Consider the following 13,000-nt stretch of genomic DNA (forward strand, 5'->3'; position numbering starts at 1 on the left):
GACACGCGACGGCCCCGCCCCCGTGGGTGCCGACGACCGTCGAGTGACCCCATGAGCTCCGTCGATCCCGAACGTCCGCATCCCGATGGGACCTCGCCGCAGGACGCCCCCGGCAAGTTTACGTCTGGCAAGGGTGCGTCCGCCGAGAACGAGGCCGCCCAGGCCCGTGCCGCGGCCCGCGAAGCGGCGGCGGCGGCCCGCACCCTCGGGCGACAGCTCGGTGTCCTCTTGGGGAGTGCGGCCCGCACGGGCGGACGTGGCGCCGCCGGTGCCGCGCGCGCCTCGGGCCAAGCCTTCACCCGCCTGGCCGGCCGCCTGAAGTCCGCCCGGCGCCCCGGTGCGGACATTGAGGCGGTATCCGCCGCCACGGCCCCAGCTCCCTCGACGGCCGCCGCCGTCCCGCGCGCGGGTCGGGCCGGACGCCTGAGTCGGCGGCCGATCCTCCTGGCCGTCCTCGCGCTCGTCGCCCTGCCCGTAACCCTGCTCGCGGGCCTCGTCCTCTACAGCTTCGTCACCCTTCCGCCGCTGGGCGGGGTGGTGCCGGAGGCGGGCCAGCGGGCCCTCACCGTGGAGGCCGATGACGGCCGGGTCTTCGCCACCCGCGGCGCGTTCCAGGGCCAGAAGCTCGTCGCGGCCGACCTCCCGCCGCACATGGCGCAGGCCATCATCTCCATCGAGGACCGGCGCTTCCGGTCCCATTGGGGCGTCGATCCGCGCGGGCTCCTGCGGGCGATGTGGCGCAATACGTCGGGGGGCGGCGTGCGCGAGGGCGGCTCGACCATCACGCAGCAATATGTCCGCCTCACCTCCCTGACGCAGGAGAAGACCCTGCGGCGCAAGATTCAGGAAGCGTTCCTGGCGCTGCGCGTCGAGGCGACCATGTCGAAGGACGACATCCTGCTCGGCTACCTCAACACCGCCTATTTCGGAGCCGGCGCCTACGGCCTCGACGCCGCCGCCCGGCGCTACTTCGGCAAGGGCGCCAAGGCCCTGACATTGCCGGAAGCCGCGATGCTGGCCGGCCTCGTGCGCGCGCCCTCCCAGCTCGCCCCCACCCGCAATTTCGGCGGCGCCAAGGAGCGGGCCGACGTGGTGCTCCAGACCATGGTGGAGACGGCAGCCATCACGGCGGCCGAGGCCGACAAGGCCCGCGCCCAGACCATCACCCTGCGCACGCCGCCCGAGACCCCGCCGGGCACGAACTACTTCCTCGACATGGTCTCGGGCGAGGCCAAGCGCCTGGCCGACACCACCGGGGACGTCACGGTTCGCACCACCCTGAACCTCGACCTCCAAAGTCTGGCCGAGGGCGTCGTCGCCCGGCGGATGGACGCGGAAGGGGCCAAGAAGAAGGCCTCCCAGGCGGCCATGGTGGTGATGAACAAGGAGGGCGCCGTCCTCGCCATGGTGGGTGGGCGCGACTACGAGGACAGCCAGTTCAACCGCGCCACCCAGGCCAAGCGCCAGGCCGGCTCCCTGTTCAAGCTTTTCGTGTATCTCACGGCCTACGAGAACGGGTTCTCGACCGAGACCGTACTGGTGGATCGCCCCGTTCAGATCGGGGACTGGGAGCCGCAGAACTCCACCGGGCGGTTCAAGGGCGCCATGCCCCTGCGCTCGGCCTTCGCCCAGTCGGTGAACACCGTGGCGGCGCAGCTCGCCGACGAGATCGGCATCCAGGCCGTCATCGCCACGGCCCGTCGCCTCGGCGTCGCCTCCGAGCTGCCCAACGTGCCGAGTCTCGCCCTCGGTTCGGCCGAGGTGACCCTGCTCGAGATGACCCGCGCCTATGCGGGCGTCTCGGCCGGGGCCGTCCCCGTCGACGCCCACAGCGTCCACGCCATCCGGGGCGGCGCGCCGCAGCCGCTCTATCTGCGCCCCGAAACCCGCTCCGGCACGGCCCTGCCGACGGAGGCGCGGGCGATGATGCTGGATTCCCTCCAGGCCGTGGTCGATGGCGGCACCGGCAAGGGGGCGCGGGTGTCGGGCATGCCGGTGGGCGGCAAGACCGGCACGACGCAGGATTATCGCGATGCCTGGTTCGTCGGGATGACGCCGGACCTCGTCGTGGGCGTCTGGGTCGGCAACGACGACAATTCGTCCATGAACCGGGTCGGGGGCGGCGACATCCCGGCCGCCCTGTTCCGGGACTTCGTGCAGCGCGCCGCCGCGCAGATGGCGCGCGGCCGCAAACGCCCCTCCGCCGCCCGGGCCGAGCCGGCACCGGCCCGGGACGTGGCGCCCGCCGCCGCGGGCGCGGCCATCCGCGGCGTGCCCGAGGTGGTCGATACCGGAACCCTCGCCTTCCGCGGTCGCACGGTGCGGCTCCTCGGCGTCGACGGCGAGGGCGGGGCGCTGGCCCGGCAGCTCGCCCGGTACCTGCGCCGCCGCGAGGTCGCCTGTACCGCCGCGGCGGGCGCCGAGGCCGGCCCCCTGCGCTGCCAGATCGACGGCGACGATCTGGCCTCCCTCATCCTCGCGGCGGGCGGCGCCCGGGCGTCGGAGGATGCCCCGGCCGATCTGCTGGCCGCCGAGGAGCAGGCCCGCTCCGAACGCGCCGGGTTGTGGCGGCGGGAGCGCTGAGGCGGCGGAGGCTCGTGGGACGGGCCTCCTATCGGAACGGCGGCTCGTCGAAGCTCCGCAACTTGCGCGAATGCAATCCGTGACGGTCGGCCCGCAGGATATCGAGGGCCGACAGGCCGATGAGGAGGTGCTCGGCGACGGCCCGCTCGTAGAAGGCGTTGGCCGCGCCCGGCAGCTTGATCTCGCCGTGGAGCGGCTTGTCGGAGACGCACAGCAGGGTGCCGTAGGGCACCCGCAGGCGGTAGCCCTGGGCCGCGATGGTGCCGCTCTCCATGTCGACGCCGATGGCGCGGGAGAGGTTGATCCGCCGCCGCTCCTGGGAAAAGCGCAGCTCCCAGTTCCGATCGTCGTAGGTCACTACGGTGCCGGTGCGCAGGCGGCGTTTGAGGGCGTCGCTCGCCTCTCCGGTGACGCCGGCGGCCGCCGCCTGGAGGGCGAGCTGGACCTCCGCGAGCGCCGGCACCGGCACGTCCGGCGGCACGAGTTCGTCGAGGATGCGGTCCCGGCGCAGATAGCCGTGGGCGAGGACGTAGTCGCCGATGGTCTGCGACTGGCGCAAGCCGCCGCAATGGCCGACCATGAGCCAGCAATGCGGACGCAGGACCGCGAGGTGATCGGTGATGGTCTTCGCGTTCGAGGGGCCGACGCCGATATTGACCAGGGTCGTGCCCTGCATGGTCCCGTTGGGGCCGCGCGCCACGAGGTGGTAGGCCGGCATCTGGTACTTGTGCCAGGGCGAGGCGGCGATGAGGGCGGCGGGATCGACGGAGGCCGCTTCCGCCCGCGACACCGAGATGCCGCCCGGCAGGATCATCCGCTCGAACCCGTCCTCGCCCCGCGCCAGCCGCTCCAGCCCGTGCCGGATGAAGCCGTCGACGTAGCGGTGGTAGTTGGTCAGCAGTATCCACGGCTGCACGTCGCGCCAGTCGCAGCCGGTGTAGTGGACGAGGCGGCGCAGGGAGTAGTCGACCCGGATCGCGTCGAACAGGGCCAGCGGCCGGGGCGCGTCGGGTGCATCCTGCCACAGGCCGTCGGCGATCTCGTCGCCCACCACCGAGAGCAGGGGCACGGGAAAGTAGGTGGCGAGATCGCGCGGGGTCACGCCGCCGCGCCCGAGGTCGAGGCCCGGCTCGATGACGTAGGGATACGGGATTTCCTGGGCGCTCAGGCCGACTTCGAGGCTCGCCCCGTAATCGCGCACGAGGGGCGTCAGCTGTTCGAGGAGATACCCGCGAAAATGGCCGGGCTGCGTCACCGTGGTGGCGTAGGCGCCCGGCGCCTGGAACTTCGCCGTGGCGCGCGCCACCCGCGGCATCGGCCCCGAGGGCTGATAGGTGATGCGCAGCTCGGGGTAGCGGAACTGAAGCCGCTCCGTCGCGTCGGGGGCCGGGCCGCCGGCGAGGTAGCGGGCGAGGGCCGTCTGGAGCGCATCCGTGGCCCCCGCGTGCAGGGCGGCGAGCCGGTCCACGGCGGTCTCGGGATCGGAAACGGATTCCATCGGTCGCAATTCGTCGCGGATCACGGTGTCTCCTCGCTGAACCCTTCGCATCGGGCTGTACACCGCCGCCCTGTGCGACGCGACCGGCAGGGCTTGCGGCGGGCTAACGAAGCATCCGACATGCCGCTCTCAGCCGGAGTTCCACATGATGAACCAGACCGTCGAACGCCGCCCCGGCGAAGAGACCATCGCGCTGCCCGAGGCCCATGACGCGGGCGTGTACTTCATCGGCCGCATCCGCACGCCGTGGCCCGGGCGCTGGGACTGCCCGAAAAACGGTCTCCAGACCGACGCGGTCTGCACCCTGGTGCTCGATCCGGTCTATGCGCCCGGCCTGCAGAACCTCTCGGGCGCGAGCCACCTCATCGTGCTTTACTGGATGGACGAAGCCGCGCGCGACATCATCCGCCAGCGCCCGCGCCACGCGGGCGGCAGCCGGGGCACCTTCTCCCTGCGCTCGCCGGCGCGGCCCAACCCCATCGCCCTGTCGGTGGTGGAGAACCTCGGGATCGACGGCACCGGCGTCCGGGTGCGCGGCCTCGATTGCCGCGACGGCACGCCGCTCCTTGACATCAAGCCGTACTACGCCTCGACGGATTCGCGGCCCGACGCGGCGGTGGACCGCGCCGGGGCGGCGTGATCGGGCCAAGTGATCAGGCGGCGTGAACCTGCCCGTCGGCGCCATGGGTCCGGCGCGGCGTGCCCTTCGGCGGCGCCTTGATCCGGTACCAGCCGACATAGAGGGCCGGCAGGAAGAACAGGGTCAGGAAGGTGGCGGCCAGGATGCCGCCGATCATCGCGTAGGCCATCGGACCCCAGAACACCTCGCGGGCGATGGGGACGAGGCCGAAGCTCGCCGCCGCCGCCGTGAGCAGGATCGGCCGCATGCGGTGGCAGGTGGCGTCCACCACGGCGTCCCAGGGGGCCAGCCCGTCGCGCTCGTACTCGTCGATCTGCGTCACGAGGATCACGGAGTTGCGCACGATGATGCCGATGAGGGCAAGCACGCCGAGGATCGCCACGAACCCCATGGGCTTGTCGAACAGGAGCAGGGCCGCCGCGACGCCGATGATCCCGAGGGGCGCCACGCTCGCGACCAGGAAAAGCTTCTGGAAGCTCTGGAGCTGGATCATCAGGAACACCGCCATGGTGAGCAGCATCACGGGTGCCACGGCGGCGATGGGGCCCTGGCCCTTGGCGCTCTCCTCCACGGCGCCGCCCACCGCGAGGGTGTAGCCGTCGGGGAGCGACTTCGAGAAAGCGGTGATGTCCTTGTCGAGCTCGGTCACCACGGTCTGCGGCTGGGTCCCGTCCGCGATCGAGGCGCGGACCGTGATGGTCGGCAGGCGGTCGCGGCGCCAGACGATGGGCTGTTCCAGTTCGTACCCGATGGTGGCGAAGGCGAGCAGGGGCACCACGCTGCCGTTGGCCAGCGGGATCTGCAGGGTCTGGAGGGTGTCGAGGGAGTTGCGCTCCACCGCCTGGGCGCGCCCGACCACATCGACGAGGTAGATCGAATCCCGCACCTGCGTGATCGCCCGGCCGCCGACGATGCCGTTGAGAAGCCCGGCGATGTCCTCGGACGTGACCCCGAGCTGGCGGGCCTTGTCCTGGATGATGTCCACTTTCAGCACCTTGCCGGGCTCGTTCCAGTCGAAGGTCGGCACGTTGAGGTGGCCGTTGGAGCCGACGATGTTGGCGAGCGCCAGGGCATGCCCGCGCAGGGCCTGGAGATCGGGACCGCTGAGACGGTACTGCACCGGGCGTCCCACGGGCGGGCCGAGGTCGAGGGAGTGGATGAGGAAATCGGTGCCGACGAACTGTTCGCGGGCCAGCGCCTCGAGCTTCACCTTCATGCGCTCGCGCGCCTCGATGGATTTGGTCTCGATGACGATCTGGCCGAAGAAGGCGTTGCCGAGCTGCTGATCGAGGGGCAGGTAGAAGCGCACGGCACCCTGGCCGACATAGGAGCTCCAGCGCGCGATCTCGGGGTCGCCCTTCAGGGTCGCCTCGAAGCGGTCCATCTGCGCCTTCGTCTCGGCGATGCTGGCGTTCTGCGGCAGGGTCATGTCGACCAGGAGTTCGGGCCGGTCGGAGGCGGGGAAGAACTGCTGCTGGACGTGGCCCATGCCGACGATGGCGGCGGCCAGGAGACCGATGCAGGACGCCACCGTGGTCCAGCGCCAGCGCATGGCGGCGAGCAGCCCCGCGGTGAACATCCGCATGAGGCGGCCGGGCTTGTCGTGGTCCTTGTGCTTCATCTTCGCGGGCAGGAGCTTCACGCCGATGAGGGGCGCGAACAGCACCGCCACCACCCACGAAACAAGGAGCGAGGCGGCGATGACCACGAACAGGCTGTAGGTGTACTCGCCCGCCGAGGAGCCGTTGAAACCGATGGGCAGGAAGCCCGCCACGGTCACGAGGGTGCCGGTCAGCATCGGAAAGGCCGTGGAGGTGTAGGCGAAGGTCGCGGCCTTCTTGAGGCTGTCGCCGACCTCGAGACGCGCGACCATCATCTCGACGGTGATCATCGCGTCGTCCACCAGCAGCCCGAGGGCGATGATGAGGGCGCCCAGCGAGATGCGCTGGAGGGTGACGCCCATCACCTGCATCACCACGAACACGATGGCGAGCACGAGGGGGATCGACAGGGAGACCACGAGGCCGGCCCGCCAGCCGAGGCTGACGAAGCTGACGGCGAGCACGATGACCACCGCCTCCACCAGGGCCTTGGTGAAGCCGCCCACCGCTTCCTCGACGATCCTGGGCTGATCCGACACGAGATGGATGCCGACGCCCACGGGCAACTCACCCTCGAGCGTGCGCATCCGCGCCTTGAGGTCGTGACCGAAGGTGAGGAGGTTGCCGGACGGCTGCATGGCGATGGCGAGGCCGATGGCCGGCTCGCCGTTGAAGCGGAACAGGGCGGTCGGCGGATCGGTGAAGCCGCGCGAGATCTCGGCGACATCGGACAGGCGGAAGAAGCGGTCGTTGACCCGCAGGTTGATGGCCCGGAGGCTGTCCTCGGACACGAACTGGCCGCCGACCCGCACGGAGACCCGCTCCGGCCCGGCCTGGATCACGCCCGACGGCGCGATGGCGTTTTGCGTCTGCAGGGTCTTGATCACCGAGTTCATGTCGAGGCCGAGCCCGGCGAGCTTGCGCACGGAGAAGTCGAGGTAGATCACCTCGTCCTGGGCACCGAGCAGGATCATCTTGCCGGCGTTGGGGACCGACTTCACGGCGGCGCGCACACGCTCCACGTAGTCGCGCAGCTGGCGCATGCTGACGCCATCGGCGGTGAAGGCGTAGACGTTGCCGAACACGTCGCCGAACTCGTCGTTGAAGAACGGCCCCTGCATCCCCTGCGGGAAGGTGCCCTGGATGTCGCCGATGCGCTTGCGGACCTGATAGAAGATCGCCGGAATGGTCTTGGGCGGCGTGGTCTCGCGCAACTGCACGAACACCGTGGCCTGCCCGGGCGTGGTGTAGGAGCGGCTGAAATCGACGGCGTCGATCTGCTGCAACTCCTTCTCGATCCGTTCGGTGACCTGATCGAGGGTGTCGCCGATGGTGGCGCCGGGCCAGCGCGCCTGGACGATCATGGTCTTGATGGCGAAGGGCGGGTCCTCCTCGCGGCCAAGCTTCTCGTAGGCCAGCACGCCGGCGATCACCGAGATCAGCATGAGGAACCAGACGAAGGAGCGGTGCTCCAGGGCCCATTCCGACAGATTGAAGTTCTTCACGGGGTCAGTCTCGCTTCCGACCGGGTTACGGCGTTGCGTCGGGCAGGCGCACGGCCTGGCCTTCGCTGAGCGAATGGATGCCGGCCACGACCACGCGGTCGCCGGCGGCCAGGCCTTGAGTCACGGTGGCACGGTTGGCATCCCGCCCCGTCACGGTGACCGCGCGCCGGGCGACCGTCTTGCCGTCCCCGTCCACGATCCAGACCGAATCCCCGCCGTCGGCGCTGAGGACAGCGGTCGCCGGCAGGACGAAGCGGGGCGAGACGGTTCGCGAGAGGGAGACCGTGAGGGTCGAGCCGAGGCGGAAGGCCGGGGACGGGGCGAGCAGGGTCATGCGGATGCGCCGGGTCCGGGTGACCCGGTCGGCGAACGGCGCGGTCTCGCGGACCTTGGCGGTGGCGGTGACATCCGGCGCGCTCTGCAGGGCGACGGTGAACACCGCGTCCTTCGGCATGGCCCCGACGAGGTCCTCGGGGATATCGACCACCGCCTCCCGCTCCTCGGGACGGGCCAGGGTCAGCACCGCCTGGCCGGCGCTGAGCACCTGGCCGACCTCGGCCGAGCGCACGGTGACGACGCCGTCGAAATCGGCGTGGAGTTCGGTGTAGCCGATCTGGTCGCGGGCCTTCTGGAGGCTGGACTGGGCCTGGGCGAGGCGGGCCTGAGCGGTGTCGCGGCTGGCGACGGCACTGTCGAGCTGGGCCTGGGTGACGTTGCCGCCGGCGAGCAGCTTGCGGCGGCGGGTCTCCGTCGCGCCGGCATTCTCGGCCTGGGCCTCGGCGTCGGCGAGATCCGCCTCCGCCCGGGTCAGGGCGAAGCGCGGCACCACCGGGTCGAGGGCGGCGAGGCGCTGCCCCTTCTTCACCACATCGCCCACGGTCACGTCGCGGGCGACCATGCGCCCGGCGATCTGGAAGCCGATCTCCGACTGGTAGCGCGGCGCGACGAAGCCGGCGAAGGGGCCGAACACCTCCGTCGCGACGGGCTTGGCCGTCGTGGTCAGGACGGGACGGACGGGAGCCGGGCCGGCCTCCTGCTCCGGCTTGCAGGCCGTGAGGACGAGCGCCGAAGCGATGAGGCAGATCGACCGGCGGCTCATCGTGCGATCCCGAGGGTCTCGGCCACGGCCACGGTCTGGCCGGGCCGGAGCAGCTGGATGCCGGCGATCACCACCTCCTCGCCGGGCTCGATGCCGCCCGCGAGGGCGATGGTGTCGGGAGCGTAGCGCTCCAGGGTGACCTTGCGCGGCGCCACGGTGCCGCTCCGCGGATCGCGGACCCACACCGCCGGACCGTCCTGCCAGCGATAGAGGGCCGACCAGGGCAGGACGATCGCCTCGCGCGCATGGAACTTGCCGGTGCCGATCACCACGGCGCCGAGGGACATGCCCGGCGGCGTCGCCTGGAGCCCGACCTTCACCCGCACGGTGCCGGAAGCGGAATCGACACTCGGCGAGATCTCGCGCACGCGGCCGACCGCCGTCACCTTGGGATCGGCCTGAAGGGCCACCGCGACGGTCTCGCTTTCCGGGGGGGCCGCCAGCACCGCCTCGAAGATGTTGAACACCGCGTCGCGCGGGCCGTCCTGCGCCATGACCATTACGGTCTGCCCGGCCTGGACCACCTGGCCGACCTCGAAGGTCCGGCTCAGGACGATGCCGTCCACGCCCGCCTTGAGGTCCGTGTAGGAGAACTGCTCCTTCGCGGTGCCGAGAGCCGCCTTGGCGGATTCCACCGCCGCCTGCGTGGTGCGCAGCTGCTGCTCGGCATCGTCGTAGCTCGGCCGGGTGGTGTAGCCGCCGGCCATCAGGCTTTCCTGGCGCTTGAAGCTGACCTTGGCCTGGGTCAGCAGGGCTTCGGCCGAGGTCAGGGCCGCCTTGGCGTTGTCGAGGTTGGCGCGCTGCTCCTGCGGGTCGAGGCGCGCCAGAACCTGATCGGCCCGGATGTGATCACCGACCTCGACGAGGCGCGCGGCGATCTTGCCGGCCGTGCGGAAGGACACGTTGACCTGGGACTGTGCCTCGATGTCCCCGGTGAAGATGAGATCGGAGCTGATGGTGGTGCGGCGCGCCACCACCGTGCGGACCAGGGCGAGCTCGGGCGGCTTTTCTGCACCGGGCCGGACGTTCTCCGCCGCCCATCCCCCGACAGGGGCCAGGGAGAGCGACGCCGCAAGAGCCAGCGCACCGCCCGCGCGGCGAATGTGGTGAAAACCCGTCATCGCGTATCGCCAGCCTCGCTTGCGACCCTATCGGCAGCGATCCTTATCGGCTATCTTACCGACCGTCCAGACGGTTTTTAGCAGGCAAGCGATGACCAAGGCGCGCACGCGGCGCGAAGACCGCCCGACGATCATCCTCGACGCGGCCGAGCGCCTGATCCGGCGGGTCGGCACCCGCACGATGACCATCGATGCGGTGGCGGCGGAGGCGGGGTTGAGCAAGGGCGGGGTGCTGCACCATTACGGTTCGAAGGACGCGCTGATCCAGGCCCTGGCGGAACGCAAGCTCGCAACCATCCGCGACAGCATCGCGGCCCACGAGGCGGCCCAGGGGCCCGGTCCGGCCGCCCTGCCGCTCGCGCTCATCGCCCATGTCCGCCAGGTCTATGCCGACGAGGAGGGGTTTCCCCGTGCCCTGCTGCTGGCCTCGGCGGAGAATCCGGAGGCTTTCGTGGGCTTCAACGCCTTCCTCAAGCAGCGCCTGGCGCAGATGGAGGATGTGGCGAGCTGCCCGGGTGCGGGCGCGGTGCTCACCTTCGCGACCCTGGGCCTGCTGCTGACGCGGACGCTCGGGTTCCACACCCTCGAGGGTGCGGACCTGGCTCGTTTATTCGACGCCATGGAGCGGTTCGCGCGGGACCTTCCGAAGGAGGGCGAGGCCTGAGGCTCAGGCGGCCTCCGCCGCCATGGCCTCGAACACCCCAGCATGGCGGGCGGCCAGCGCATCGATATCCGTGGCGTAGCCGCCGCCGATCACCGCCACGAGGGGGATGTTTCGCGATCGCGCCGCCGCCACGACATGGCGGTCGCGGGCGGCCAGCCCCGCATCCGTGAGGGCGAGGCGGCCGAGGCGGTCGTCGCGGTGGGGGTCGACGCCGGCGTTGTAGAATACGAGGTCGGGCGCGACGGCGTCGAGGAGCGGCCCGACATGGGCCTCCAGGGCGGCGAGGTAGCCCGCATCCTCCAGGCCGTCGGGCAGGCCGACATCGCGGTCGCCGGCGATCTTCCGGGTCGGGTAATTCTTCTCGGCGTGGAGCGAGAAGGTGAACAGGTCCGGCGAGTCCGACAGGCAGTCGGCGGTGCCGTCGCCCTGGTGCACGTCGCAATCGATGACGACGGCGCGGGCGATGCTGCCCTCCCGGTGCAGGGTGCGGGCCGCGATGGCGACATCGTTGAAGATGCAGAACCCGGCCCCGCCGCCGCGCCGTGCGTGGTGGCTGCCCCCGGCGGAGCTCCCCGCGAGCCCGTGCGCCAGGGCGAGGCGGGCCGCCAGCAGGGTCCCGGCAACGGAGGCCCGCGAACGGGCGACGACGCTGGCTCCGACGGGCAGTCCGATCTCACGCTCGACCTCACGCGGCACGGTCAGGGCGAGGACGGATTCGACGTAAGTCCGGTCGTGAACCCCCGCGATGAGGTCCACGCCCGCCGGCTCCGGCCGCACGAAGCCCTGCGGCGCCAGTCCACGCGCCAGGAGGACCTCGGAGAGACGCCGGTACTTGCCCATGGGGAAGCGATGCCCGTCGGGCAGGGTCGCCTGATAGTCCGGATGGTAGACGATGGGCGGGACCGTCACGTCCCCGTCTCCCCGGCTCCCGGGACTGCCCCCCGCATCCATGCCTCCGCGCCGTGCGACCAGCACGATCTCCGTCATACGATTGAAGCCAAGCGGCTGTTAGGGCCGTCCGAACGACTTGGGCGCGGCACAACGACTTGGGCCCGTCACAAGGACTTGGGCGCGGCACGATGGCAGCCTCGGCGCGGGAGACCTCGGTATGATGGACGACGGCTGGACCGGGATGGACCTCGCCCTGACCCTGTGCCTCGCCCTGACGCTGATCAATCTTGCAAGCCTCGGGCTGGCGGCCCTGCGCCTCGGCGGCCGGCGCGGCACCTCCATCTTCCCGAACAAGGCGCCGGTCTCCCTGGTGCGCCCGGTCTGCGGCCTCGAGACCTTCAGCGAAGAGATGCTCACCCGCGGCTTTCGCCTCGACCACCCCGATTACGAACTCATCTTCTGCGTCGCCGACCGGGCCGACCCCATCGTCCCCCTGCTCCATCGCCTGATGGCGGCGCATCCCGGCGTGCCGTCGCGCCTCATCGTCGGCGACGAGCGGATCAGCGACAACCCGAAGCTCAACAACTGCGTGCGCGGCTGGGAGGCGGCGCGGCACGACTGGGTGGTGCTGGCCGATTCCAACGTGCTGATGCCGCCGGACTACCTCCAGCGCCTGCAGGCGGCGTGGCGTCACGACACCGGCCTCGTCTGCTCGACGCCTATCGGGGCGCGGCCGGCCGGCTTCTTCGCCGAGATCGAGTGCGCGTTCCTCAACACCCTCCAGGCCCGCTGGCAATATGCCGGGGAGGCCGTCGGCCTCGGCTTCGCCCAGGGTAAGAGCATGCTGTGGCACAAGCCGTTCCTGGAGGCGCGCGGCGGCATCCGGGCGCTCGCCGCCGAGATCGCCGAGGACGCGGCGGCGACGAAGCTCGTGCGGGCGGCCGGCGCCCGGGTCCACCTCGTGGCGAGCCCGTTCGAGCAGCCCCTCGGCCGGCGCAGCCTCGCCGAGGTCTGGGCGAGGCAGCTGCGCTGGGCGCGCCTGCGCCGCGTCACCTTCCCGGCCTTCTTCGCGCCGGAGATCGGCACCGGGCCGGTTCTGCCCTTCGGCCTCGCCCTCGTGCTGGCACCCTCCCCGGCCCTGGCCGGCTGGCTCTGTGCCCTGGCCGCCCTGTGGTACGGGGCCGAATACGCCCTCGCGATCCGGGCCGGGTGGCATCGCGGCCCCCGGCTGTTCCTGGCGTTCCTCGTGCGGGACACGCTGTTCCCGGCGATCTGGGCCGGCGCCTGGATGCGGGGCGCCGTCCTTTGGCGCGGCAACGCCATGGACATCCGCCCGAAGGCACCGGCGCGCCTGCGCACCCGCGCGACGGCGGCCTGAGCTTCCGGGGCGGCCGGCGC

9 protein-coding genes are annotated in these 13,000 nt (G+C 71.2%); 4 read left to right on the forward strand and 5 right to left on the reverse strand.

The features are described from left to right. Positions 1-51: 51 nt before the first annotated feature. Entirely contained in the window at positions 52-2,583 is a 2,532-nt protein-coding gene (locus ASF28_RS01950) for a PBP1A family penicillin-binding protein (protein ID WP_082475943.1), read from the forward strand. Positions 2,584-2,611: 28 nt separating this feature from the next. On the opposite strand, the gene ASF28_RS01955 is transcribed toward ASF28_RS01950, so the two are convergent. Then, the gene (locus ASF28_RS01955) at positions 2,612-4,105 is read right to left on the reverse strand and encodes an AMP nucleosidase (protein WP_056086948.1); all 1,494 of its coding nucleotides are present in this window, start codon (positions 4,103-4,105) and stop codon (positions 2,612-2,614) included. Between the two features lie 124 nt (positions 4,106-4,229). Between ASF28_RS01955 and tsaA the strand changes: the two genes are divergently transcribed. Continuing rightward, complete coding sequence (tsaA, locus tag ASF28_RS01960) at positions 4,230-4,721, forward strand: tRNA (N6-threonylcarbamoyladenosine(37)-N6)-methyltransferase TrmO (protein WP_056091055.1); 492 nt, start codon at positions 4,230-4,232, stop codon at positions 4,719-4,721. Positions 4,722-4,734: 13 nt separating this feature from the next. Here the strand turns inward: tsaA and ASF28_RS01965 are convergent, their stop codons facing one another. Genes ASF28_RS01965 through ASF28_RS01975 form a run of 3 tightly spaced genes read right to left on the reverse strand, consistent with a single transcriptional unit; the run spans position 4,735 to position 10,047 of the window. Then, the gene (locus ASF28_RS01965) at positions 4,735-7,827 is read right to left on the reverse strand and encodes an efflux RND transporter permease subunit (protein WP_056086951.1); all 3,093 of its coding nucleotides are present in this window, start codon (positions 7,825-7,827) and stop codon (positions 4,735-4,737) included. A gap of 25 nt (positions 7,828-7,852) precedes the next feature. Then, a complete protein-coding gene (locus ASF28_RS01970; protein ID WP_056086956.1) occupies positions 7,853-8,926 on the reverse strand; it encodes an efflux RND transporter periplasmic adaptor subunit in 1,074 nt (357 codons plus the stop codon). Continuing rightward, a complete protein-coding gene (locus ASF28_RS01975; RefSeq protein ID WP_056086959.1) occupies positions 8,923-10,047 on the reverse strand; it encodes an efflux RND transporter periplasmic adaptor subunit in 1,125 nt (374 codons plus the stop codon). The genes ASF28_RS01970 and ASF28_RS01975 overlap by 4 nt, the downstream gene beginning before the upstream one ends. Before the next feature lie 91 nt (positions 10,048-10,138). Between ASF28_RS01975 and ASF28_RS01980 the strand changes: the two genes are divergently transcribed. Next, complete coding sequence (locus ASF28_RS01980; RefSeq protein ID WP_056086963.1) at positions 10,139-10,711, forward strand: TetR/AcrR family transcriptional regulator; 573 nt, start codon at positions 10,139-10,141, stop codon at positions 10,709-10,711. 3 nt (positions 10,712-10,714) lie between these two features. On the opposite strand, the gene ASF28_RS01985 is transcribed toward ASF28_RS01980, so the two are convergent. Then, entirely contained in the window at positions 10,715-11,620 is a 906-nt protein-coding gene (locus tag ASF28_RS01985) for a histone deacetylase family protein (RefSeq protein WP_244474861.1), read from the reverse strand. A gap of 199 nt (positions 11,621-11,819) precedes the next feature. Between ASF28_RS01985 and ASF28_RS01990 the strand changes: the two genes are divergently transcribed. After that, positions 11,820-12,980, forward strand: coding sequence for a ceramide glucosyltransferase (locus ASF28_RS01990; protein WP_056086966.1), 1,161 nt, complete (start codon positions 11,820-11,822; stop codon positions 12,978-12,980). Positions 12,981-13,000 lie beyond the last annotated feature (20 nt).

This window comes from Methylobacterium sp. Leaf99, assembly GCF_001422375.1.
Lineage (GTDB): Bacteria > Pseudomonadota > Alphaproteobacteria > Rhizobiales > Beijerinckiaceae > Methylobacterium.

Excerpts from the sequence above, each read along its gene's own strand:
- ASF28_RS01990 (WP_056086966.1), top strand. The coding sequence starts at position 11,820 with ATGATGGACGACGGCTGGACCGGGATGGACCTCGCCCTGACCCTGTGC.
- ASF28_RS01975 (WP_056086959.1), bottom strand. The coding sequence starts at position 10,047 with ATGACGGGTTTTCACCACATTCGCCGCGCGGGCGGTGCGCTGGCTCTT.
- ASF28_RS01980 (WP_056086963.1), top strand. The coding sequence starts at position 10,139 with ATGACCAAGGCGCGCACGCGGCGCGAAGACCGCCCGACGATCATCCTC.
- tsaA (WP_056091055.1), top strand. The coding sequence starts at position 4,230 with ATGAACCAGACCGTCGAACGCCGCCCCGGCGAAGAGACCATCGCGCTG.
- ASF28_RS01970 (WP_056086956.1), bottom strand. The coding sequence starts at position 8,926 with ATGAGCCGCCGGTCGATCTGCCTCATCGCTTCGGCGCTCGTCCTCACG.
- ASF28_RS01950 (WP_082475943.1), top strand. The coding sequence starts at position 52 with ATGAGCTCCGTCGATCCCGAACGTCCGCATCCCGATGGGACCTCGCCG.